The sequence below is a fragment of the Candidatus Gracilibacteria bacterium genome, from assembly GCA_041658685.1.
GTDB lineage: Bacteria > Patescibacteriota > Gracilibacteria > UBA1369 > UBA12473 > JBAZZS01.
The window spans coordinates 218,781-244,610 of record JBAZZS010000001.1 but is presented as its reverse complement, the minus strand read 5'-3'; the positions used below and the strand labels follow the sequence as shown (position 1 = coordinate 244,610).

Below are 25,830 nucleotides of genomic sequence, written 5' to 3'. Positions count from 1 at the left end.
GAGGTGTAATTTATACTAATTTTATAATTCTGTCAATAAAATATGGCTAATACACCCCCAGCACCTTGATCCCACTCACCTCTTTTTTGACGCGAGTGAGGGCTTGTTTGCCGCGGGGGGAATGGCCGTTTTCGTCGAAATCGAGATAGAGAAGGTACTCGCCTACTTTTTTGGGCGCAGGGCGGGACTCGATGCGACTCAGGTTGATTCCCAATTCGGCGAAAATTTCGAAGACGCGGAACAGACTGCCGGGTTTATTTTCGGAAAAGTAAAAGACAATCGAGGTCTTGGTGGCTTTTTTCGCGTTTTTAACGGTTTTTAGGAGTGGATTTCGAGGAGAATTTTTTGTGATCACCACAAAACGGGTTTCATTGCTCGAGTCATTTTCCACCGACTCTGCCACAATCTTAAATCCATACGCTTTGGCAGCAGGAAGTGGGCCGATGACTGCGATTTTTGGAGTGCGATATTTTCTCACATAATCAAAGGCCGCGGCCGTGCTGTCTGCGGTGATCCACTTGGCATTCGGGCAATTTTTCTTCAAATACTCACTGCATTGATGAAGGGCTTGCGGATGCGACATCACGCCGGTAATGGACTTAAAAGGCACATTCGCGAGCGTGGCAAAGGTTTGGTGAATCGGGCACTTAAATTCATCGACAATCGTGACGTTTTCCTTAAACAAGGCGTCCATGGTTTCGCGCACGGTGCCGTGCAAACGGTTTTCAATCGGAACCACGCCGGCTTGGATTTTTCCTTGGGCCACGGCCTGAACCACCTCGGGAATGGTACGGAAATACACGAGTGGACGATCCTTGGCTTTTTTCTCGTTTGCGGTCGAGTTTTTCGCGCGCCACTGATCTGCGGCGAGTGAACTGAAGGTCAACTCCGGGCCTAGACAACCGATCCCGTTCTTGGGTGGTGTGTCAGTGATTTTTGGCAAACTCACCTCCATCATGCGCTGAATCATGCCATCGGTTTCCTCCAGCGCGAGATCACCAAAATTTCCAAAATAATTTTTCCCTTCATTGAAATAATTCATAAATCCCTTGAGGTCGCGTTTTTCAACAACGGTTCGCAATTCATGAACTGAGTTTTCCAAAGCTTTTAACACTGCGATGTTGCGAGGATTTTGGATTTGAATATTGCCGTAAAGGCTTGCGTCTTGAGCAAAATGACGTGCCACGATTTTCAATAAAATCCGAGATGCGGCGCCGGACAAGCCGACCACTTCGTCGCGATGGGGCTTGAGTTGGGCCAACGTTTTCCCCAGCGCAAAACCGGTTCCGTGGATGAGCGCCTGCGCAAACGACATGAGCTCGTCGTGATGTTGAGGCGTAAATTTCACGAGTTTAAATCCTCCTTTTTTCTCAAAGGTCTGCTTAAACCAAGGCATCCACTTCCCGAGGCGCGCAGGGCAATAAATCAAAATTTGGCCGGGACCGAACGTGGTTTCGTTGCACATGGGGTGCATGCCAATGACTGAGGCATGAGATTTGAGCATCGCTGTCACGGGTTTTTCTTTGATGGACGTCACATCCAGAAAAAGTGCATTTTTGCGAACCAACGGCGCGATGTCCAAGATGATGCGCTCGGAAAGATCAATCGGGACGGCGACGAGAACGACATCCGCTTTCTTGGCCACTTCGCGGTTCGATAAGGTTGTTCCTCGATCCGCAATCAGAACGGTTTCTCCGTTTTTACGAAAAAATTCCGCGAATGCGTGACCCATTTTCCCATTTCCACCGAGAACGCCGATGATCATGGCCTATTTCTTTTTAGACGATTTTTGTTGAGCGATTTTTCTTCGGGGGTTTTTCACCGCCTTATTCACTTGAGTTTTTACTTTTCGGGCGGTTTTCCCTGCTTTTTTTACCGCTTTTTTGGCCACGGTTAAGGCTTTTTTGGCGTGCCCTTTTGCAGTATCGAGAGATCCTTTTTTCGCTTCCGCGTATTTATTAATCGTGGCTTTTAAAAGATCGATTTTCTTATGAGCCGTCTTGGTCCATTCTTCCAAATCAACGCCGCCTTGAGTCCATTCGCCTACGGCCTTGTTTGTTTTTTGGAAAAAGCGTTTGGCTTCTTCACTCTGAGAAGCTTGTTTTGCAATTTTTGCCACATCGTCCGCCATTTTTGCCAAATCTTCGGCAATGGCTTTATGGCCGAGCCCGCCTTCTTCGCGTTCCTTGGCGATGCGTTCGCGAAGAGCTTTTCCGCGAGTGGGAGCAAACAAAAGACCGGTGACTGCACCGGTGACAACTCCGAGAAGGAGTGAAATTTTACCGCTACTGGACATGGGAGGGAGGGATTAAAAATAAGGACGTCTCGATTATAACACCAGCTCCGAGAAATAAGGAGTATTTTTATTTTCGTTTGACTTTCAGGAGAGCTTTCCCTAATATTTGGGGGCTAAATTTCTTGACGAATTTTATTTTATGCCAATTCTCAAATCTGCAAAGAAAGCCCTCAAACAAAACATCGTACGCCGCGCCCGCAATTTTGACACTCGACGCACGGTCAAAGAATCCATGAAAGACTCTTTGGAAACCCTTGAAAAAATGACGCCTGAGGAAGCGAACAAAGCCTTACAAAAGGCGTACAAAATCATTGATATGGCGGCCAAAAAGCGCATTTTTCACAAAAACACCGCGGCCCGCAAAAAATCTCGCTTAGCCAAATTGGCGGCGTTGGGTGCGAATAAAAAACCGGCCGCGAAAGTCGAAACCGAAGCTAAGGCAACGTAATTTAAAGTGTTTAGGTCGAAATTAAAACCACTGAGAGATGCTTGGTGGTTTTTTGTTTTTTAAATTTTATTTTTAGGGCGGATCGAGTACAATTTGAACGTTGAAAAGTTGACTTCTCACTTTGGGCCCGTAGCTCAGTGGTTAGAGCAGGCGGCTCATAACCGCTTGGTCCCTGGTTCAAGTCCAGGCGGGCCCACCACAAAAAAATGCAAAGCATTTTTTTCTCTTTTCCCCTTCCGCATCCCGCATTTTCTCTCTTGCATTCCCCTCTTTTTTGGCTAAGATAAGCTCTTATCCATGTTTAAACGTATGGCCCTCGACCTTGCCCCATTCCGAGAACAGGCACAGCGCCATTATGAAACGGAGATGCATACTCGTACCTCTAGGCTTTTAAGATTTTTGATCGAAACACGAGCCACTACTTTGCGACGACTTCACATCGCTCTCGACCTTGAGGGTGTTTTGGTCAACAATAATTTCCCCTCAAGCCTAGATATCCCTTCCGTGACAGAACGGCTTGCTCGCCCTCTTTCACAGGAACTCATTAATCTTTTAGATCTGTATGCAGGGAAATTCTCGGTTTGGACCGGGATTCCAGATCCAGAGATTGTTAAGGGGATAATTGCTTCCTCCGGGCTTCAAATCCCAACCGGAGTTGAAATCATAAATCGCGCTGATTACATCACTCAACTTTCTCATCATCCTTCTACTTCTATTGTAAGTTTTTTCGTTGATAAAAGATGGCAGACTTTACCCAACAATACGCCTCAAGAGAAAGAAATACGTCAAGATCTTCAGCATTTTCTTACTAAAATCGCTCAAATCTATGAAGTGGATCTTCTTTTCGATGATTCCGCCGCGCGCCATCAACGTGCACTCTGTGCCATGGGCCTTCCGGAAGATGCGGCCAAGATTCGTCCGGTCCAACCTTTTTCATTGTTGTTTGAGGAGCAAATTAGCACCTATTTTCTTACAGATACCGGGTTGTTGAAAGCCATGAATGATGGGCTGCCTCCTATCGTGCGGCCCCACCCCATTCCGTGACCGTGAAGCTAATCAACCTCGATGGGCTGATTGAGACCTTGAGCATAACCTCATCTTACTTTATATTGTCGCGGACTTTAACCTAAAATATGCTCATCGCCAAAGACCTCGCTTTTGAAACCACGTCCGGCCAACTTTTTGAAGGGGTGGATGTGTCTCTCGATAGCGCCAGCAAAAAACGTGTGGCCATTGTGGGGCGCAACGGATGCGGGAAATCCACGCTTCTCAAACTGCTCAAAGGAGAACTCGAACCCAGTCGCGGATCCGTAAAATGCTCTCAGGAAGTCATCGGCTATCTTGTCCAGGACATCGTTTTTCCGGATGAAGAACAACTGGTGGGCACGCATTTGGAAAGCAAATTGGAAGAAGAATGGATGCTCTATCAAATCGATATTGCGTTGGAAGAAGTGGGGCTTCCGCAAGACACCCTTTTATTGCCACTCAAAAATCTCAGTGGAGGGCAACGGGTACGCGTGGCGTTGGCGGAATTGCTATTGGCTGAACCGACGATTTTGCTTCTCGATGAACCCACCAACCATCTCGACGTTGCCAGCATCGATTGGCTCAAAGGGTTTGTGCGTGATTTTCGCGGAACGGTGGCGTTTGTTTCGCATGACCGCAGTTTTATCAATAGCGTGGCCAATCAAATTTGGGAAATTTCCGCGGAGCACAACATTGAAACGTATGGCTGCAGCTATGATGATTTTCTTGTGGAACGGTACGAGCGTTATCAAAAACGCCTTCAACTGCATGAATTCAGCCAACGTGAAGTGAATGAACTTGAAGCCTGGCTCGCGGAAAACGCCAATCATCCCAAATATAAATTCACGGCTACGGTGGCGCAAAAAAAGAAAGCGCTCGAGCGCATGGAGAAAAAAGCGCCTCCTGCGCCGGTGCCGGATCCGCGAGTGAGAATGAAGCCTCTGGCCCAAGGACAAAAAGGTGCGGTGCTCGGGTTTTCCATTGAACATAAAGCGTACGAGGATCGCGTGATTTTAAAAAATATTCAACTCAAAATTGAACAAGGCGATCGTGTGTTGATTGAAGGGCCCAATGGCTCGGGAAAAAGCACGCTTCTCAATATTCTTGCCGGCGTGGATACGGATTTCGTCGGACAACTTACCCCCCGTTCCAATCTTAAAATCGGCTATCTCGGCCAATTTTCACGCCTCAATCCGGACAAAACCGTGATCGAAGAATTTGGAGCCAATACCGATATTGAATACACCGCGGGACGAGGCGTTCTTGCCGGCTATCTTTTCCCGGCCGAGTTCATGGACAGCCTTATCAAAAACTTAAGCTACGGCCAACGACGTCGTCTCGAATTTTCGATTTTGCTCACCAATAAACCGGATCTTCTTCTTCTCGACGAGCCCACCAACCACCTCGACCTTTTCTTACGTGAAGACCTTGAACGCTTTTTGCTCGAACAAGAAATCGCGATGTGCGTTATTTCTCACGATGTCCACTTTGTGCAAAAGCTGGGGATCACAAAGACGCTAACACTGAGATGATTTTTTCCTCTCATACTCCCCGGCCCGTTCCCACGCGAGTTCAAAAAGGCTGCGCAAAACTTGAGCCATGTCTTTGTTGTAAATTTTGGCGCCTGTGGGTTGTTCCCCGTGCGAGGTGAAAAGTGCGATCATATCGCCGATGATGTTGAGCTCACATCGTGCCGGAAATTTTTGATGAGGAACCAACCGCGTTTCACGCAATTCATTTTTGTCTCGATTTTTATACGCCTTGGCCGCCGTGCTGTCGGGCTGAAGGCTGCGAACCGACATTCTCACCGAGGCGCGCTTTTTGGTATACGCTTTCCACTCATCCCATAAATGATGCGTGTGATAATCGTTGAGTCCAAAACACAATTGCTCTTTCGGCCCCTCTTCGAGCGTTTCGTAAATCAATTGTTTGACCGCGTCGAGGCCTTGATAATATTTGATTTTTCCTTTCACCTCCCAGATGGGTTTGCGTCGTTTGTTCGCCAACGCCTTTAAAGTCGGAACCACGGACTCGGCTTCTTGTTTTAACTCTGTCTCGCGCGCGATTTTTTCTTTGCATCGCTGAACGAATTCCTCGGGCGGAAGCGCTTCAAAATAAGTCACTTTGTCTTTTTGGAATGTGGCAATCAGGTCTTGTTTGAGCAAGGCCTCCAGGGCCGGGTACACGGTGACGCGTTTGATATTGAGCCGCTTGCCGATCAAGCTCGCAATGGAAGCGCCATATTCGAGTAAAAAAAGATAAATTTTCGACTCATTGGTCGTGAGTCCAAATTTGGATAAAAAGGAATGAATAAACATAAGTTGTTATTAAATTGACAACATATTTATTATTTCAAATCTTTATCTTAAAATCAAGTGATTTTTATAAAATTTATTTTCTAATGTTATTGATTTAATAACAGGAAAATATACAATAGCCACTCGCCCTTTAAAATTATTCCCGGATAGTTGAGGGGTACAACACCGCGCTGTTAACGCGGATATCGCAGGTTCGAATCCTGCTCCGGGAGCCAAAAAACAAAAAAGGTGAGTGGGGTTTTCTTGAGCGCACGGAGGAATAAACGATTCGGGTCTCGTGGGCCCTGAATCGGCTTATGACGAAGTTTAGCGAAAGAAAAATTCACGAACATCAGCTTGAAGGGGGTTCCCGAAAGGGGGAACCTTAGGTGCCCCCTTTCGCTTTCCGAGAGTAGCTCGTTGGGATGAGCGACCGGCGGTTAACCGGAAGGGTAGAGGTTCGATTCCTCTCTCTCGGGCCCAAATCCTATTGCACTAACAATGTTAGTGCTTTATAATAATATTAGAAAAACTAACTCCCCCCAAAACCATGACCACCTTAACCATTCGCATCGATGAAGGCTTGAAAAATAAAGCTTTTGCTCAGGCTGAAAAGCTGGGCATTCCCCTCACGTTAATCATCAAAAACGCTTTACAAAATTTCGTCATTGCCCCCAAAGTGATGATTGGCGAACCCGAAACAATTATTGTCACTTCCCCCCTTCAGAAAAAAATGGACACCATTGGTCGCTTACTTTCTAAAAAAAGTTCTCGTTGAATCTTATTATTACTCATTCCATCCAAAGAATTGAATTTGAGGTTTTACAAAAGACTTTCTCTTTGGAAGTGATTAAAGCAGGGGCAAAAAAATCGTTACAAGGGCTGGGGAACGATATAAAAAGTTCATCTAAAATCCCTTCCACGTGTTTAAAAAAAATACACTTAACGAGCACCGGTGGGGCCGGGCGAGTGATTTTTTTATTGCAAATCGGAATTCAAAAATCGGTTTTGGTGATGATTCGGATGAAAAACGACAAACAAATCGGCTCCAACATGACGGTCCAAAATCCGAAATTTAAAAAAGCTTTGGATAAAAATTTGAGTTTAATTTTAAAAGATCTAAAATACGGGGACTACAAAGAATATTTCTTATAAAATGTCCCTTTTCCGCACCCTTCAATCCTTCAAAAAATCCCTTTCCTCGTATCAACCCCTGATTGAGGTACGAATTGATCGCGCAAAATTGATCCAAAACCTGAGGGAATATCAAAAAAAAGCGCCCGGAGTGAATGTGGCGCCGGTGTTAAAAAGCAATGCGTACGGACACGGACTGATTCCTGTGGCGCAAACGTTGGATCCTTTCATCTGCGAAGATAAAAAAAGAAGCAAAGCTTCTTTTTTTGTTGTGGACTCTTTGTACGAGGCCCAACAGCTTCGCCTCGAAGGCATTCGGGCTAAAATCGTGGTTATTGGCTACACTCCCCTTCCCAATATTCTTTCCAACCGCCTCAAACATGTGGCGTTCACAATCATTAGCCTTGCAGAACTTAAAACCCTGGCCCTCAAAAAACCGACTTCTTTTCATCTTAAAATCGACACCGGCATGCACCGCCAAGGCCTACTCTTGCAAGAGATTGAGCCTGCGATTCAAATCCTTAAATCGAATCCAAAAATTCGTCTTGAAGGCGTGTGTTCTCATTTTGCCGATGCGGATGGCGAAGATGAAAAATTCACGCAAAAACAAATTCATGCGTGGGAAAAAGCTTTAGAACTTTTCAAACCTCATTTTTCAACGATTGAATTTACGCATCTGTCCAATACTCCGGGGGCCAAATTTGCGGATCGGATTGCGGCAAACACGATGCGCGTGGGCATCGGACTATTTTCGGGAGTGCTTGAAATACACAGTGTGGTGAGTGGAGTGAAAACGATCGAACCCGGGGATTGCGTGGGCTACGGGTGCACGTTTCGAGCTGAAAAAATCATGCGAATCGCCACGATCCCGGCCGGATTTTTTGAAGGCATTGACCGACGCTTGTCCAATCAAGGTTTTGTCAAAATCCGAGATCGATTTTGTCCGATTATCGGGCGTGTGAGCATGAACATCACCAGTGTGGATGTGAGTGCTTTCCTGGATATTAACGTGGGAGAAAAAGTTATTATTCGCAGTGCGAACTCAAAAGATCCCAATTCCATCGAGAACATTGCAAAGATGTGCAACACGGTTCCGTATGAAATTTTGGTTCAGGTCCCATCGCAGCTCAGAAGGATTTTGATTTGACAAAACTCAACCTCAAACCCGACCTTAATAAGCGACCCCATTGATGTAATAATTTGAAGGTTTTAATGTTTCTCTTTAAAGAGAAAAACTATTTAATCTAATAGCATGGGATCACCCCAAAAAAATCATGAAAAACATTACCATTATCAGCCTCTTTCTTTACCCCCAGTTCAAAAACAAGCTCCTGATTCTTTGCCTGTGAATCAAGATCGATTAATAAGATGGATGATTGGTATTGGATTGATCATTGCTATAGCAGTTAATGCCAAGGGGATTGCGGCCCTATTGCAAAAGATCTCTTTCTCGGAGCCCAAACGTTGAATGATTCCCTCGATCAGTCTTCTCGCTAATAAACTTCTTTTTTGTAACACTCCTCGCAGCATACCTTTTCCCAACGGTCCGGGGCGTAACTGGTGATCAAGGCTTTGCCACACACTGCACATGCGCGAGACCATAACCGGAAGAAATTCGGAAGAGCGCACTCCGCTGGCGCTGGAGAAATACGAGAGGGGGAGCTCACTCCGCTATCGCTTCGTGAGTGGTGCGTGGGATTGCGTTGAGACTGGCGTTGTTCATGGCGCGTTTCCGGGGCGAGGCGCGGGAGTGGCAAATCCATTTGTCGATAAAATCGCAATTCTTGCGGAGTGAGTCGATAAGGCCGCCCGGTTTTTTCACATGTTAAGGTTTGCGTTAAAATTTCATCCGAAATATCTCGAATCGAATCCGGAATTACGGTCACGGTTTTGCTGTGCGTTTCAGTGTCTTCCCTCCATTTCAACCCCAAACCCAGGGCTTGTTCTTTTGTGAGGGGGAAATGATCCTGCGCCAGGGTTTCATTGTACGCAAACGGCGAAAGGCTCATGGGGAAAAATTCACCCCACTCCCCTGTTTTTTCCATGGCACCAATAACTTCCGCCACTTTTTTTTCATACTCATCTTTGCCTAATTCCACATTCAATACACAATATTCCCGATTGCGCAGGCCCACGCACCCGAAACAATTTTTACACGAATGGCAGTTGTCGCAATAAAAAAGATTGTAAGAATCCCGACAAAAATTGGTAAAACGATACCCATAACCGATCAAACTCGTGGATTCGTAACACAATTCCGTTTTGTCGAAAAAGCAAACATCTTGGCAATCCTTAGCCGTCAAACCGTCGTGCACATACGCCAAATCGCGCGAATCGTAGATGTCAAACCCGAGATGAATATTTTTGGAATTAAAAATAGAATCCCCGGACACGTCTTCACATGAAACCCAATGGTGCGCTTCTCGAAAGGGGAATGTCTTTTTGAGAACTTCAAAGCGCGCCAGCATTTCTTGATGTTTGGCATAACTGCCGGCCATTTCTTTTTTGATTTTCTCGATCTCTTCTTTGGTGCTGGGGCGATTCCATAAATAATAGTCGCGGTTTCGGAGATTCACGCAAAACAATGAATTTTTAACACCCTTGCAATTCAACAAAAAAGCGCTGTCCGAACAATGATCGCAGTTTTGAGCGTAACGCAAATGGTAACATCCATGGCAATCGATGGCCTCGTACAAAAGCTCTGAATTTGTGCACCACAATGCATCCACGACATTCTTGTTTTTCACCAGCAGCATGCCGTAATAACAATCTTCGTTCCCATTAGCGGAGGTGAGAAGATAACAATTTTTATTCCCATCCGCAAAGTTGCAAAATTCGGAATTGACGGCCTTGTTGTTGATCAGCGGAGGGCGTGGTACGACGCGACTCAGGGCCTTGAATTGCTCGAAAAAGGTTTGGTTCGGGTTAAAGGAAAGCGCGCACCGCTGATGCTGAGAGAGAAATGCTGGGGTCGGACACTCGTTACACTCGTGTCTGGTGCGTGGCTCCATGCGTGTCCACCACTCGTCATGCGCGAACACGGGAAAGGATTCGTCAGGGTGAAAAACCGAAATGATTTCACGATGGCTCAGCGTGCTTTTTCGTCGATAAAGTTTGCGCTCGTTGCGAAAGGTCAGACGCCGTTGTTCTCGATGCATTGGACACAAACGAGGCGGAGGAATGAGAAATTTTTTGCCGCCAAATTCCGGAGAAATTTTTTCATAAAACAGTCGATCTTCCTCACGGACCGGGAACGATTGTTGGCAAATGGCGCAAGAAATGGATGTGATCATGCTTCCACTTTAATCACGGTTCTTTTTTGTGGCAAATTTTATATGAGTCGCTTGATGAACTTTGATTTAAACATTATGATAATTACATATTATATTGCATAGCCAATGAACCAAATGATAAAGCCAAAAAAATCGTTTCTCAGCGCTGTTTTATGTTTTTTTATTATCTATTGTCTGCTTTTAGGTCCTAATAATTTTGCCCAAGCGAGCGGGGACCTTTTGTCCGATGATTTTTCCGGGGATTCTTCTCAATGGACTTCGGTCTCCGGTGCATGGTCATTAGAAAATGAAACTTATAAACAAAAGGAAACCGGCGTCAATTATATTTCCGCAACCGATACAGCGGTTTTTAGTGATGATTTTGCCAATGAAGCGCCGGCAACTTTGGCGACTCCTTTTACCGAACCCTTTACTCAAGCCGATGGTGCGGCCGCCAATTGGACCGTAAAAAGGGGTAGCTTCGCAATTTCCAGTAATACTTATCGTGCTCCAAACGGTGGGGGGTACACCCTGAGTATTCCGACAAATGCTGCTTACAACAGTTGGACTGATTATCGTGTTACGGCCAATTTTCAAAGAGCTGGTGGAATTGGTGCTTCGGGATATTCTATTTTTTATTTTCGTTCTACCGTGGTTGGAACCGTCGATAATTCTTATGTTCTAGCTATAAGGCAGACCGGTGTGGCTAATTTTTATAAAAAAGCTGATACGGTATTTACTTTGCTTGGGACTTTTACCGTTGCCGCAGACAATGACTGGCACACGTTAACCGCAGAAATTGTTGGTTCAACTTTTAAAGCTTGGATTTATGATCCGGCTGATCTCACTTATCCAACGCTCAATGCTCCTGATTTTTCCGTTAGCGGACTAACCGATTATACTGCCGGTACAATCGGTATCGGCACAACAGGTTGGGTCAGTTATTTTGATGATGTCAGTGTTACTAATTTGACGTCAGGGTACCAATTCACAGAAAAACGATGCGTTTTTTGGGCAAACGACGGAGCGTATTACGTAATCCCTACCGGTTGTGAAGGCGTAAAACCTCTGGCTGTTATCTCCGATTCCGCCTCTTTACTTTGGAAAAATTATCGTATCACCGCTCAAGTCAAAAATCTTGGCGCACTGGTTTCCACCAATTATTCTATGATTAATTTTCGAACCACTTTAAGTGGAAATAACGATAATTCTTACGCCCTCTTGCTGAGACAAGACGGCACAGCCGATGTTTATGAGGTTGTGGATAACTGGGCTTCTCAGATTTTATTGGGAACCTTTACCACAGATACAGATCCGGATACCGATTATCATGACGTGATCATTGAAATCGCAGGGCCCTCATTAAAAATTTGGTATGATCGTACCGCGAGTACGCAAGTCCCCAATTTCCAATATAACCATTTAACCACTTATACGGCCGGGACCGTTGGCTTGAGCGCTATGGGGGCACAGGGCGTGTTTAATAATGTGGTGGTGGATCCGATTGTAGCGGTTCAAGCACAACCGTCCTTTTTGTATGCCGGAGAAGACAACACTTCCAACCTTGTTATGAATTCAACAGATACGACCGGGGATTTAACTTTCACCGTGACCAACCCGAGCGGAACTCCGTGGACTTTAACCAATCCCGCGGCTTGTAATGACTTAGTTGATTGCCAAGTGGTTTTCCCCACGGATTTTTCCGGTGCCGATATTTCCGAAATCGGGACTTATACCATTACGGTCCAACGGGGGGATAATATTTCTTATTCTTTGCTCGAAGTGCGCGAAGCACCCTTGTTTTCTTTTGTACAGGTTACAGATACCCATTACGACTCAACCAGTTCGAATGCAACGGAAGAATTGATTCGATTGAATTCTTTTATTACCGATATCAATAATCAAAAATATTTTCCAACGCCGGATTTTGTGGTTGCTACGGGTGATATCACAGATCATGGAACCCTTGGCGAATTATCAACCGTAAAGACGGCATTAGACAATTTGGACGTTTCTTATTATCCGGTTGTCGGGAATCATGATACGGCTAACGAAATCGGTGCTGCCATGGGGACCAATTGGCAAACCACTTTTGGGGCTGACAAATTTTCTTACAGCTGGACAGCGGGAGATTTTTTATTTTTAGCCATGGATGTTGAAGCACCTTATGGAGGCTATGGCAGTGACTTGGGCAGTGCCGCCCACACGACTTGGCTGCAAAATATTCTTGATTCCAATCCAACCAAAAAAGTGGTTCTTTTCAGTCACTATAGTCTTACCGAACCACGCGATGCGGGAGACGCTCAGGCTTTTTGGGCTCAAGATGATTCCGATGATGTTAGAGTCATTCTTGAAGGCCATGGGGAAGTTGTGGCGGAAATGACAGGCCATGACCATATCAACAGCCTTGTTCAGCTCAATGGAATCTCTTATATTACCACGTCAAGTTTTTATAGTAATGATCAATATCGTTATGTGGAAATTTACAGCGATCATATTGTTTCCAAAATGATTCGGGCGGATTCTTACAGTTATACTCAAGATGGTCAATTTTGGGAAGGCTCGACCGACTCCACTCATACCGCTGCGGATTACAGTTTTGGATTGCCCCATGAAAGAGAAATGGAGATCAATTTTTCCGGTAGCGAAGTGGTGAAACCGGCTGAGGCAATAACAATTGCCGGGAATGAGGCTTGGCAAAACTATGAATTTTCAGCGGATATTACGGTGCGAAATGATGAGATCGTGGGACAAAATCTTGCGGGATTGATTTTCCGTTATACGGATGTTGATAACTATTATTCGGTTGTTTTGGATTCGGCTGCGGACACCCTCACTTTACGAAAACGAGTGAATGGCGTGGTGACAGAGTTAGTCAGTCACGCCGCGACGATTACTCCGGACATCACTTATGAAGTTGTTGTATCTGCGGTGGGCCCGGTTCTTAAGATTTATCTGGATGATGTTTTGGAAATATCCACCACGGATTCGACTTTTACTTCGGGGAAAATCGGACTGAGCTCGTATACGGCCTTAAATGAATTTGACACTGTTTTAGTGTCCGCTTTGGCGTTACCCACGGTTGCGTGGACCGGTGCCGGGCAGGCTACTAATGAGGGGGCAGGTTCCATTACAATAACCGCCCAGCTTTCCGCCCCCTTTGACGCGGATGTCACCATCCCCTTTACGATTGATGCGGCAAGTACGGCGACCGGATCCGGGACCGATTATTCAATCACCGCGAGTCCTCTCACCATTACGGCCGGCTCCACTACGGCCAGTGCCACGATCACTGTTGTTGAAGATTCTTTGGATGAAGCCAATGAAGCTGAAACCATCATCGTCAATATGGGCTCCCCCACCAATGCCACCCAAGGAGCCACCACGATTCATACCGTTACCCTAACCGACAATGACGACGCCCCTACGGTTGCTTCCGTTTCCGGGACGCCTGCGACGGATTCCACGGGAAAGGTTACGATTACCTTCATTATGGACGATTCCGCGGATGACAATACGTTACAAGCGCTGGTTGAATACAATGTGGGGGCGGGCTGGGTGAAAGCGACCCTTTCCGAAACTTTGTCGGACCTCACTGCAACTTACGGCACCCCGAATGTAGAAAATGACAATGCCTATCAAATCGGGAATATCGGAGGCTACATCACCTCCTCTTCCGGGGCGAACACGATCACTGCGATTTGGGAATCCGGAACGGATGTACCCACCGCAAGTTTAAGCACGGCTCAAATAAAAATAACCCCGTACGATGGGACTGAAATCGGTATCGGTGTGAGTTCTTCGAATTTTACGATTGATAATGTGAGCCCCGCCGCACTTGCCGGATTATCGGCCACAAGCACGACCTCGAGTACGATCACATGGGGATGGACCGCTGCAACGGATACTCGTTTTGATCATTATGAAATTTGGTATGGGACCACGGAAAGCGATGTGAGCAATCGAAGCGGCACCGCGCTCGAGTGGGACGATGACAATGACGCGACTCTAGCTACGGCAACCACGACCACCACCACCCTCACGGGATTGAGCGAAGACACAACATATTACGCCACAATCTGGGCCATCGATAGTTATGGGAATGAAACAAGCACGACTTCTTCTCCCGTTTTTATTGCGAGTTCTTCAGAGGAAGAGGAGGAGGAAGAGGAATCTTCGTCTGTTGTTGGAGGAGGGAGCGAAATAAGTCATGGAATATCCTTTCCCGAAGAAGAGGAAGAAGATCCCGAGTCTGGAATTGATCCCGAATCCGGAATTGAATCCGACGAAACTCCCGAGCCCGCTGAAAACCCTGACAATATTGAAATTTCCGATGGGAATCCTGCAACCCAATCATTGGACGACATTTTGGAGAATTTAGACAGCCTTCTTCCCGAGAATTTTACATGGGGAGAAGAGGCCTTGATGAATTTCGGAGAGATGGATTTGGTCCAAACGATTTATCGTTCTTCCGATCCCTTACAACTTTTAATCTCGAATTTCTTCTTCCAACCTTTTGAGAATTTGAGCCGTATGGAAATTTTGCAACTTTCAATGCTTTCTTTTATGCAAGACACATTGTTGGGAGAGGCCCCACAAGTTTTAAATCTGGCCGATATTTCGGTGTTTTTGGATGAAATGGATGCACAAGATAATGCTTTTTATCTCACGATTGGGTTCAATCATGGCGTAATTTCCGGGTATCCGGACCAAACATTTCGACCCACACAAGAGGCAACGCGAGCCGAGGCGCTTAAAATGTTACTTCTTTCATCCGGAGCACGAATTATCTTGGACCCTTCTCAAGGTTTGTTATCTCAATTCAATCTTGAAGAAAACCCATTCTTGGACATGTCTTTGAACGAATGGTATGCCCCCTATGCTTTGTACGCTTACAGCAAAGGAATTATTCACGGGTATGGGGACGGAACATTCTTGGGAGACCGGGCCATTTCCAGGGTGGAATTTTCAAAAATGCTAACCAACTTGTACGATTTGACCGTGGAGGTGCATAGGGCAAGAAGGGGTGAGCGAATTTAAAACAAGCCCCTTTTTCAAGGGACTTGTTTTATTTACGATGGGCTATTGATTTACCAACCCATTGAAAGCACCAATACCTTGGTGAATTCAGCGCGAGTCATGGAATTTTCCGGGCCAAAAGTCCCGTCCGCATAACCGGACACAATGCCTTTTATGTAAGCATAAAAGACATACATGGAATACCATTGGTCGACTTTAATGTCAGTGAATGGATTGGCACTCAATCCGAAGTTGGCGAGCATGCCTTGGCTGGGATCAAGCAAAATATTTTTCTTGATCACTCCTTCGAATAAAATCTTGAGCGCTTCGGCGCGAGTCACCGCTTGTTCCGGTTTGAATGTGTTGTCTTCATACCCTTGAATCATGCCTTTTTCTTGAGCCATGACCACATAAGGCGCGTACCAAGCCGAGGGATCCACATCCGAGAATTCAGTCTCAGTCACGGGTTCGACCGTGTACTCGGCCGCATTCACCACCATCTTCACCAATTCGGCGCGGGTGATGGTTTGATTCGGAGCAAAATGCAGGGCATCAATCCCTTGGGCAATGCCGCGATCCTTGACGATTTCAATGTAAGAAACCGCCCAGTGATCAACATAGTCGGAGGTTGTTGCCTCTTCTTCGGAGATCACTTCCTCTTCGCCGGGAAGAGTTGTGGAAACTTCCTCTTCATCGGAGGGCACTTCCTCTTCGCCTGTGACTGCGTCTTCTTCATCAGAAGTCACTTCTTCTTCCGTATACGGTGTATTGCTATTGGAACCTCCGGTCCCCACCGAAGTGCCGGTATTCTCACTCCATGTCGCAGAGGACACGGCGGAAGAAACAGCGGATTCTCCATCCGCATTGAGGGCTGACACTTTGTAATAATACGTGGTGTTTTGGGCCAAACCGGTATCGGAATAACTTGTCACCGCGGCTACGGTTGGGTTACTCCCCACTCTGGAGAAACTGCCGGCCGGATCGGTTGCACGATAAATGTCATATCCTGTGACTCCCGCCACTGCGGTCCAACTTAAATTGATTCCCGTGGAACTTACGGCGGTCGCGGATAAACCCGTGGGGGTTGCAGGGACATCCGGTTCATCGGGCGCCGTTGCTTCCGTGGTCACGGACACGGCGGATGAAGCCGCGGATTCTCCGATCTCATTGAGAGCGGAAACCTTATAATAATAAAGCGTTGAAGCCGTCAAACCGGTATCGGAATAACTGGTCACAGCTCCCACTGTGGGTTCAGTCCCCACTCTGGCAAAATTTCCACTCGGGTCTGTATCGCGATAGATATCATAACCTGTTGCTCCATCCACGGCAGTCCAAGTCAAATCCACTCGTGTGGAATTGGCGGCTGTGGCGGCTAAATTCGTAGGCATTGCAGGCGCACTTTCCGTGGGAAACACGAGTGCAAAATCCGTAAAATGGCTTGTGAGCCCGGTCATGGTGTTGTTCACTGGATCGAGGGTGTACCCTCCTTCCACCGGGATGTATTCATTGCGTTCATTGGAGAAATACGCGAGTTTAAGATCCGATTCATTGTATCCCTCGGGAAGATTGTCCACCAAATCCGAGAAATCAATGGTGATTTCGGCATTTCCGTTCAAGGTTTTAATGGCGGAAGATCCGGTGGCTTCAATGGTGAAGGTCGCATCTGCCAACGGTTCAAAGCTCGCGGTATCCGGAGCGGTGAAACTCTTTTCCATATTGAGCGTGACATTTCCGGATCCTGTTTCAAGAACTCCGGCTCCAACCGTCACTTTCATGTCCGTATTTCCCGTGTCATTGAAACTTCCTCCGGTATTGGCCGCCAAACTCTTACTGGTGGAAGTGCTTTCTTTTGTCGCATCTGCGGTCAAGGTGATGTTTTTCCCGGTTTGATTTCCTGCATTGACCACCACATTGGTTCCCAGCGTGGTTTTGGCATGGAGAGGAGCCACGGCTTTTAAGGTCCATGTTCCATTGTTCACCGGGAGTGAGTATCCCCCGTCTTGAGCGTCAATAGGTCCGGTCACCGTGAGTCCGGTGGTGGTTTCAACCGCGGTAACAAACCCGCCATTTGCCGGGGTGCTTCCATTGGATTGATAAATCGTTCCTTCAATCGTGTAGAGGGCTTTTATCATGGCCGCTTGATCCGGGCTGGCTCCTCCAAAGTCGTAATTGACGATGCTTTGAGTCAACGCCACCGTTTTTGGAGATTCACCGGCCACATAACCCGCCATTGAAACGGAAACCGCATAGTTCCCGGCTTTCACATTGATGGAATAATTCCCGCTGGCATTGGTCACCGCGTTTTGCATAAATCCGGTGGAGTCTTTTAATGAGACCAACACACCGGGAAGAATATTCTCTTCCGTATCTTTCACATTGCCACTCAAAGTCATGAGTTGCTTGGCGGAAAGATCGATCGTGACCGTACCTCCGGTGGAGACGGGACCGCTGTATTCTCCAACCCCGATCACATTCACAAAGTAATTGTAAGAACCTTCTTTCATGGTGAGGGAAAATGAAGACTCCAACCCTTTTTGATTTTTACTCATACGGGTGAACACGTCATTCGATTTTTTGAGCTCCACAAACGCTTCCATGGATGCAGTCCCTCCGGTGAAGGAGAACGTGATTTCCCCCGTGGTCCCGTTGGTGATTGCAATATTGGAAATATCGCTTTCTACCACCACTTGCGTGGCACTGATTTCTCCGGAATTCGGACTCCATGTTCCAATGCGATACGTTGTGTTTGCCGCGACTTTTACATTAAAATTTCCACTGCTGTCCGTTGAAGAAAAGCGAGAACCTCCTCCCATCTCCGGACGATTATTCACAGTATCCCATGCTTCCACAGAGAGAGGAACATTGGCTAAAGCCGTTCCGCTCGCCGTGACGGTTCCACTTAAAGTCACACACGTGCCGGCAGTGGGTTCAATATTTTGATTGGTTTTGCTGGCATCACTGATGACTACTTCTTTTGTAAAGGTTCCGCACGCATCGGTTTTATCCGGGGGAAGTTCACTGCGAATGTTCCATGTCCCGGCAGCAACAAACAGGGTGTAATTCCCGCTAGCATCCGTTCCTCCCGAGACAAAAGTCCCATTGGCATCCTTGGCGGAAACCGGAGCGTAACTGATCCCGTTTCCATTGGCATCCAATACTTTTCCGGAAATACTGAAATTGGGTTTATTGAGTTTGATCACCAAAGGATTTTGATTCGTGATTTGTTTCCCTTTATAGAAAATATCGGGCGTGCTTCCTTGATCCGAACCATCGGGGCGTACTTCAATCGTGGAATTGCTGGGCGGAAGACCATCCATAAATGCACCGATTTCATACGAACCGTAATCCGTAAGATTGATGGAAAAATTTCCGGTCCCGTCCGTACGACCGAAGCTGGGCATTCCAAACCCTTGATTGTGGATAAACACCTGCACATTGGAAAGCGGAGTGGTTCCGTCCGTCACTTGTCCGGTGACGGCCTTATCCGCGGTGGCAAAAGTGAAGGTTACGGTGTTTGTGGTGGCATTAAAACTGGTGCCCGGAGGATTCATCCCCATGACACTTGAAATGGTGGTTGTTCCGGTTCCAAGCCCGTTCACATTGAGCTGCATGGGAGAAGGAGGAACGCCCGGGAGTTGATCCGGGATCCCCGTGTTTTTCCCTTTAGCCATCGTGGGTTGGATTCCAACAAACCATTGCCCGTTGGAATTAAGACGAAGGGTGTATCCGTCGGCATCGGGCGTGGTCAAATCATCAATTTGTTTTTTCACAAACATGCCCGGTCCTCCGGCAAATATTTCCACACTTTTTCCATTGAAATCCATTCCCGTGATTTTAACGGTCAGTGGCACGGTATTTACGTCATCGTCTGAAGAACGAAGCACAATGTTTTTGGTTTTGGTGCGGTTGTTCGCGTCCACACAAATGGATTCCGGACGATCTTGTCCGTAATAATCCACACTGCCCAAGGTCACCATTGAGTCGGTGGCGACAAAATAACATCCGTCCCCCAAGCCGGTGAAATTAACATTACTTGCGGCTACATCATCGACTTGAGTGATGATCCCATTCGTTAATGTTACATTCTTCTCCATGGAACCGGCCGGACCTCCGGCCATAAAATAAATATCTCCGGTTGCTCCGTTCACCGGGCTTTGCTGGCTTCCGGCAAAAATATTGACGGTGATCGTGTTTTGGCCTCCTTCTTGAATGTAATACGGCATACTGGTTTTATCGAACAATTGAGTCTCTCCTCGATTCCCCTTTATACCCACTGTATATCCGGAGGTGTCGGGGCCTTTTGCGAGGATGGGATTGATGATCCCGCGCAAATCAATAACATATCTGTCTGTAGCTCCCGGGGTTCCATTCGTGATTGAGAATTTTAAGGTTACAATTCGAAGCGTAGCATCCACAGATATTCCATCGCTGTCAAAAGAGGAGTCCAATCCGACCACTCCGGCTCCAAACGATTCATTCATATCCCTATAAAAAGAAGAATACGTGTCCGGGCGTACTCCCGAAACATCCGTTCCTCTGGGGAAAGTGATTTGAATCATATCTCCGTTTTGCAACGCCACATTGGGCGTAAATCTCACTTGGAAAACATTGGAATCTTTTCCTGCGGTGGCATTGAACGGATAAGCCATATCCGCGCCTCCAAAAGCGAATTGTTCGGCCGTGAAACCGCTGGCTCCAAACCCTTGGGACTGTGTGGTCCCCATCATTCCACCCTCTCCGATGGTAGGCGGAGCGTACATCATCCCGCCCATATCTCCTCCCATTCCAAAATTCCCAAAAGTGGTTTTACTGTCTTGAACGACGCCCGCCGAACTATTTCCTTGAGCCGAAATCATGTTCCCCGCCAAATCCGTAATATTGCTGAATTGGACGCTAAACGCAGCCCCCGCAGACATGGCAAGGCCTTCGATGATTAAAGCATTGTTCATGGCTTCATAAGACATCATCGGCGTAACCCCTTGTCCATTGGGCGCCACGAGATCCGAGCCTCCGTTCATGGTTAGGGTCACATTGCTATGATTCAAAACACTATTTGCGGAACGTGATCCTCCCGCCGCATCACTGGATACGGGTTCAATGAATTGAATCTCACAACGATAATCGTCGCATTCGGCACTCTTAATTCCCGGAGCTGTTTTATCCGCGCCTCCGGTGAGATACACCACATTCAAGTCACTCAATGAATTCCCCGCCATATCCTTAATTTGCGAAGAAAAATTAACGGAATATTGACTGTTGGGCATGAGCGTTTGAATCGGCATAACTTGAATTGAAAAATCATCCGGAAAATAACGGACACTCACGGGCACGTCCGAGCTTCCTCGGCTCATGGTGATGGTGGTGCTCGAAACCGTACCGGGATCCAACGCTTCATTGGCACCAAATTCCAAGGGGCCTGCGCCCAAATTCACCGGGATGGATGTATTGGCCTGAAGCATCGGAGTGAGAGTTGGAGCCGTGGAATCACTGGTGCTCTTCACATTGAAACTCATTTCAAAAGCGGAGGTGTCCGAAGAACAAGACGACATCATACAAACACCGGATGTATTTTTAACCCCGGCCATGACTTGCAATCGATATTCTCCGGCGGGAAGAGCGGCCGGAGTAATGGTGGCCATTTTTTGTCCCACCAAATCCGGAGTCACAGTGATGGATACATTATTGTTACTTGAATTCTTTAATTTAATATTCGATGAAGTCAATGTACCGGTGTTCATGGTGGTATTGAATTCAACCGTTACTTTCCCGTTTGAAGAAATGGACATTCCTGAAAGCGGCATGGTTGAACTCACATAAGGAGGCATATAAGCTCCTCCACTTCCAAAATTCTGCTGCATGGTCTCTTGATTCATCATGGCTCCTCCGACAAAAAAGTTAATTTGATGCCCTGCGGGGAGACGATTTCCTTCAATGGGTTGGCCCATGGCATCCGTGACCCCTTCTCCTATAATCAAAGAGTAAGAAGTTTGCGGAGTTAAAGACGCACTCGGGATAAACACAATGGCATTAAAATCCGCAGCTCCGATATAAGTTTCGCAACCCGGGGTTGAAGAACTTTGACAATACACCACAGACCCTGCGATCTTATTATTTCCGTCGGTGGTTAAAAAAATCAAAGGACTCCCTGCGGCTGCATTCGCATTGTTCACCTTACTGGGATCCAAAGGATTGCTTGCAATGGCAACAATCTTATTGGTACTCGGATCCACGCCTGTCATCGCATTCGAAGGCATGGAATAGGTGATTTTGGTTCTGGCTCCATTTTCATTTTGGCATCCGCTCATCAACGTGAGATTTGCATTGCTGGCATTGTTTTGATTGTCTACGAAAACATAACTTTCAATACTGCATTTTCCGACTTTATAAGCCGACAATTCATACCCATTGCCTCCGGGTAAATTGGTGATTGAAAAATTCCCGGACCCATCGCTGGTCACGGATTGAATCGCCCATGAGGTGATAAAAACGCGCGTTTCGGCCAAACCTTGATCCACGCCGATCAATGTTCTTCCGGAAATACTGCGCGGCCCGGCGGCCGCTGTTATAACAACAAAAGGGTTGGCTTTACAGGAGGTTGCATCATTGGCAAATGAATTGGCACAAATGAATTTTGAATTCCCCGCACGATCTTTTGCTTCAATATAATACTTATAATTCCCCCCTGCGGCAGGGACCGCCGCTCCGGGAACCACAAATTGGAAAAGATCTCCTTCCACCGGGGTGGCGATCACTTCGCTCTGTGCCACGGTAAGATCTTGCCCATAATATAATTTAATATATTCGGGTTGTCCGTCCACGGCATTCCCAAACTCGCCCGCTTGTGTTTGTTCATCAAACACTTTGGCGTAAAAATAATTGTTGGCCGCAGCGATCCCCTTTGTGGGAGACATATGTTCCACACTTGGGGCCATGTTGTCGGACACATTGTCGGAAGTCACTGATACGTTCGAGGAACAATCAAACTTACGATTGCTTGAGTTTGAATTGTCACTCAATACACAGGCTTTATATTGATTGTCCGGGCTCCATAATTGATTCGCACTGTCTCCGGTCAAATATTGAGGTAAAAAATAAGTATTATTCGTGAACAACATCAACATCCCGGTCGGATTACACAATTGGCCGGCGCAAGCATTGCTCATCACGGTCGTCCCATCCACGGGAAAATCCGCTTGAAAAATATAAATTCGATAACTCGTAAAACCTTGCGGTTGCGTTTGTAACGGAGTCCATGACACTTGAAAATCACGTCCATCCAAACCAAACCCGGTGGTATCGCTGTCCACCAAAGTGAGTCCCGTGACTCCTCCGGATGCCGGCGCTTGTTGTTGCTCCGCAGTGATGGTCACTCCTCCCGAACAAAGGAAAGAATTCCCTCCGGTGGCAGTGAGGAGAACGCAGGCTTTATATTGATTCTGGGCATTGAGCGCCTGATTATTACTATCATTGGTCACATTATTTTGTCCCGTGAATGAATTGTTCGCAGCATTGTTGAGGGTCGCAATGGCGGTACAAGGGGCTCCACCGCAAGCATTCGTGGCTACCGTATCTTTGCTAAGCCCTCCCATGGCAGATTGAAAAATATAAACCTTAAAATTTTGATATCCACTGGTCATTGGATTGGGGTTTGTCCATCCCACGCTAAAATCTCGCCCATCGATTCCCGTATTGATGTCATTATCCGCCAAAGTGACATTGCTTAAACCCGCCGGCGCTTGTTCTGCCGTCAGGGTCACCGCTCCTGAACAGGCGAATGAATTTCCGGCTCCGTTCTCGGTCTTAACAAAGACACAGGCTTTGTATTGATTTTGAGCATTAAGCGCTTGCCCATCGCTGTCATTGGTAACATTACTGGGCCCGGTGAATGAATTGTCTCCGGCCTGAGTCCTATTCCCGGCGGGAGTACAGGGATTCCCATTACAAGCATTGACGGACACATTATCCTTAGTAAGCCCCGCCTTATCTGCTCTAAAAATATAAATCAAACTTTGTTGAAATCCTGCGGGCATTGGATTGGGTGGCGTCCATGTAACCGAAGAATCGCGACCATCAATTCCGACATTATTATCGTTATCTTGCAATGTTACATTGCTCACATCCGGATTCTCCGGGACCGCTTCTCCGGTGAGTGTTACATTTCCCGAACAGGCGAAAGAATTCCCGGCATTGCCCGTGGTGACCGTAAGCACACACACTTTATATTGATTTTGCGCATCTAAGGGTTGGTTGGCACTGTCCATCGTTACCTGACTGGGGCCTGTCCACGAAGTATCCCCAATATTATTTCTATTTCCTCTGGCGATACAGGCACTTCCGCCACAGGCGTTTGTCAACACGGTGTTCACATCCACGGCTCCCATCGAGGCTCGCAAAATAAAGAGTTGATAACTTATAAAGTTTACCACGGAAGGATCTTGAAGGGCCCAAGTGCTTGAAAAATCTTGACCGGTAAATCCCGCATTGGCGTCATTGTCCGCTAAAGTGACATTGCTGACGGCCTCCGCTTTTGGGATCGATAAATTGGTTCCCACAAAACTGAAAACGAGGGCCAGGAGACTCGTCCAAGCGACAGCTCGGCGGCCAAAAGAGGTAAAAGATTTGGAATACATGTTTGTTTGGGTTAAAATTTTTTATTTTGAATAAAAAGAACAATTAATATTAAAAAACAGGTTATTTGGGCCTGCTCTCCCCTTGAGATCAATCGAGTGGGTTTTAAGATCTGTTTTTGTTTTTTGAGCCATGAATTCTCCCGGGATTTAAATGGTTAATCTTGTTATTCTAACATTTTTCCATTAAAAAGGCAAGGATTGGTTTGCCTGATTGCATTCAGCCTCCATTTTGTTCCTAAATTTTTCTGTTGAGCGCCGCCACTGCCGCAGCCTCTTCCGCATTCTGTTTGCTGGATCCCTTGCCTTCCGCAACTTTTTTATCCCCCACATACAGGGCCATCACAAATTCCTTGGCATGATCCGGGCCATGATCCTCGATCAATTGATAATGCGGCGTGATCCCCCATTTTTCCTGTGCCATTTCCTGGAATTGAGACTTGGGGTCAATGTGCATGCCTTTTTCCAAAATTTCCTCCAAATAAATGATTACAAATCGGTCGATGAATCCATGTGAAACCTCATACCCATGCTCTAAATAAATGGCTCCGACCAGCGCTTCAAACGTGTTGGCGAGAATGTAATTTTTCGTGCGACCGCCGGACCGTTCCTCTCCGTGCCCCAGAGTCAAATATTCGCCGAGATTCAATTTCTTGGCAATGGTGGCGAGATGACTTCCGTTCACCAATGCGGATCTCCAATTGGTGAGCTCGCCCTCGGGATTGGGATAAGTTTTGTATAAAAATTCCGTGACCACCAATTCCAACACCGCGTCCCCCAAAAACTCGAGGCGTTCATTGTTTTCAACGCCTTCTTCCTTGGTTTCATTCATGTAAGATTTATGAATAAAAACGGTTTGAAGGGTTTTGCGATCCTTAAATTTAATACCGATTTTTTCTTCAAGAGATTTAAATTTATTTTCCATCCGAGGGTGGGTTAACGGATTTTTTTTTATCTTTTTCTGGTGTTTTATGACATTTTTTCATCACGGTGCTGAGTACGCCATTGATGAACTTGGGCGCATTCGTGTTGCCGAATTGTTTGGCCATTTCAATGGCTTCATTGATGGCCACAATGGGAGGCACATCGGTTTCGGCAATGAGTTCATAAACCCCGATCTCCAAAATCACGCGATCCAAAGGTGCGATTTTCTCAAAACTCCACTCCGGAGCGGTTTCCGTGATCAGCGTTTTGATTTCTTCACGTCGTGCCAACACACCTTTCAAGGTTTCTTTTACAAATTCCACTTCCGTGAGTTCGGGATAAAATTGAGTCAATACATACTGCAAAATCACCTCCGGATCTCCCCCGCGAAATTCCCATGCGAACAGGGTCTGGACCACCGCGATTCTGGAGAGATGCCGATGACTGGGCATTGGAAATGTAAAAAAACAAATGAAAAACCGTCTTGAACTGAACTTAAGCTTTTACCTTAGTGATTTTCTTGGTCATTTTCTTTTCCATGGGGATCACTTTTTTGGCGTTGTAATTGCCACAAGCCGTGCACACATGATGATTTCGTTTCTTGGCTCCGCAGTTGGAACATGTCACCACAGGCGTGCTTTCCACCAACTTGACGCGTGCGCCATTGGCAAATGTTTTGTAACGTCGAGCGGAACGGGATTTGGACTGTTTACGCTTAGGTACTGGATGTTTCATTTGGAAAAAAATTAAATCAAGTGGGAAGAAAACGGTTAAAGGATACGGATTT

At 46.6% G+C, this 25,830-nt stretch carries 13 protein-coding genes and 3 tRNA genes; 9 read left to right on the top strand and 7 right to left on the bottom strand.

Annotated features, from left to right (window positions below; genetic code table 25):
- Positions 1-46 precede the first annotated feature (46 nt).
- Entirely contained in the window at positions 47-1,765 is a 1,719-nt protein-coding gene (gene pheA, locus WC882_00920; protein MFA5842226.1) for a prephenate dehydratase, read from the bottom strand.
- Positions 1,766-1,768: 3 nt separating this feature from the next.
- On the bottom strand, positions 1,769-2,296 hold the full coding sequence (locus WC882_00915; GenBank protein ID MFA5842225.1) for a YtxH domain-containing protein: 528 nt from the start codon (positions 2,294-2,296) through the stop codon (positions 1,769-1,771).
- A 139-nt stretch (positions 2,297-2,435) separates the two neighbouring features.
- Here WC882_00915 and rpsT point away from each other — a divergent pair, with 139 nt between their 5' ends.
- From rpsT to alr, 8 genes are all read left to right on the top strand, one after another.
- Complete coding sequence (gene rpsT / locus WC882_00910) at positions 2,436-2,744, top strand: 30S ribosomal protein S20 (GenBank protein MFA5842224.1); 309 nt, start codon at positions 2,436-2,438, stop codon at positions 2,742-2,744.
- A gap of 123 nt (positions 2,745-2,867) precedes the next feature.
- Positions 2,868-2,943, top strand: a tRNA-Ile gene (locus WC882_00905).
- 110 nt (positions 2,944-3,053) lie between these two features.
- Positions 3,054-3,800 carry a hypothetical protein gene (locus tag WC882_00900; GenBank protein ID MFA5842223.1) on the top strand — a complete coding sequence of 249 codons (747 nt, stop codon included), beginning with the start codon at positions 3,054-3,056 and terminating at the stop codon, positions 3,798-3,800.
- A 77-nt stretch (positions 3,801-3,877) separates the two neighbouring features.
- Entirely contained in the window at positions 3,878-5,620 is a 1,743-nt protein-coding gene (locus tag WC882_00895; protein MFA5842222.1) for an ABC-F family ATP-binding cassette domain-containing protein, read from the top strand.
- Positions 5,621-6,228: 608 nt separating this feature from the next.
- A tRNA-Asn gene (locus WC882_00890) sits at positions 6,229-6,303 on the top strand.
- Between the two features lie 170 nt (positions 6,304-6,473).
- A tRNA-Asn gene (locus tag WC882_00885) sits at positions 6,474-6,546 on the top strand.
- A gap of 295 nt (positions 6,547-6,841) precedes the next feature.
- The gene (locus WC882_00880; protein ID MFA5842221.1) at positions 6,842-7,222 is read left to right on the top strand and encodes a hypothetical protein; all 381 of its coding nucleotides are present in this window, start codon (positions 6,842-6,844) and stop codon (positions 7,220-7,222) included.
- A gap of 1 nt (position 7,223) precedes the next feature.
- Positions 7,224-8,414: an alanine racemase gene (alr, locus tag WC882_00875; GenBank protein ID MFA5842220.1), complete on the top strand. Its 1,191-nt coding sequence runs from the start codon at positions 7,224-7,226 to the stop codon at positions 8,412-8,414.
- Between the two features lie 280 nt (positions 8,415-8,694).
- On the opposite strand, the gene WC882_00870 is transcribed toward alr, so the two are convergent.
- A complete protein-coding gene (locus tag WC882_00870; protein MFA5842219.1) occupies positions 8,695-10,494 on the bottom strand; it encodes a hypothetical protein in 1,800 nt (599 codons plus the stop codon).
- A gap of 105 nt (positions 10,495-10,599) precedes the next feature.
- Here WC882_00870 and WC882_00865 point away from each other — a divergent pair, with 105 nt between their 5' ends.
- Positions 10,600-15,513: an S-layer homology domain-containing protein gene (locus WC882_00865; protein MFA5842218.1), complete on the top strand. Its 4,914-nt coding sequence runs from the start codon at positions 10,600-10,602 to the stop codon at positions 15,511-15,513.
- A gap of 50 nt (positions 15,514-15,563) precedes the next feature.
- On the opposite strand, the gene WC882_00860 is transcribed toward WC882_00865, so the two are convergent.
- The 4 genes from WC882_00860 to rpmF form a co-directional block, all read right to left on the bottom strand.
- Entirely contained in the window at positions 15,564-24,122 is an 8,559-nt protein-coding gene (locus WC882_00860; protein MFA5842217.1) for a carboxypeptidase regulatory-like domain-containing protein, read from the bottom strand.
- A gap of 235 nt (positions 24,123-24,357) precedes the next feature.
- Entirely contained in the window at positions 24,358-25,044 is a 687-nt protein-coding gene (rnc, locus tag WC882_00855) for a ribonuclease III (protein MFA5842216.1), read from the bottom strand.
- Positions 25,034-25,495: a transcription antitermination factor NusB gene (gene nusB / locus WC882_00850; protein ID MFA5842215.1), complete on the bottom strand. Its 462-nt coding sequence runs from the start codon at positions 25,493-25,495 to the stop codon at positions 25,034-25,036. Before nusB ends, rnc begins: the two co-directional genes overlap by 11 nt.
- 43 nt (positions 25,496-25,538) lie before the next feature.
- Positions 25,539-25,778, bottom strand: coding sequence for a 50S ribosomal protein L32 (rpmF, locus tag WC882_00845; protein ID MFA5842214.1), 240 nt, complete (start codon positions 25,776-25,778; stop codon positions 25,539-25,541).
- Positions 25,779-25,830: the final 52 nt, after the last annotated feature.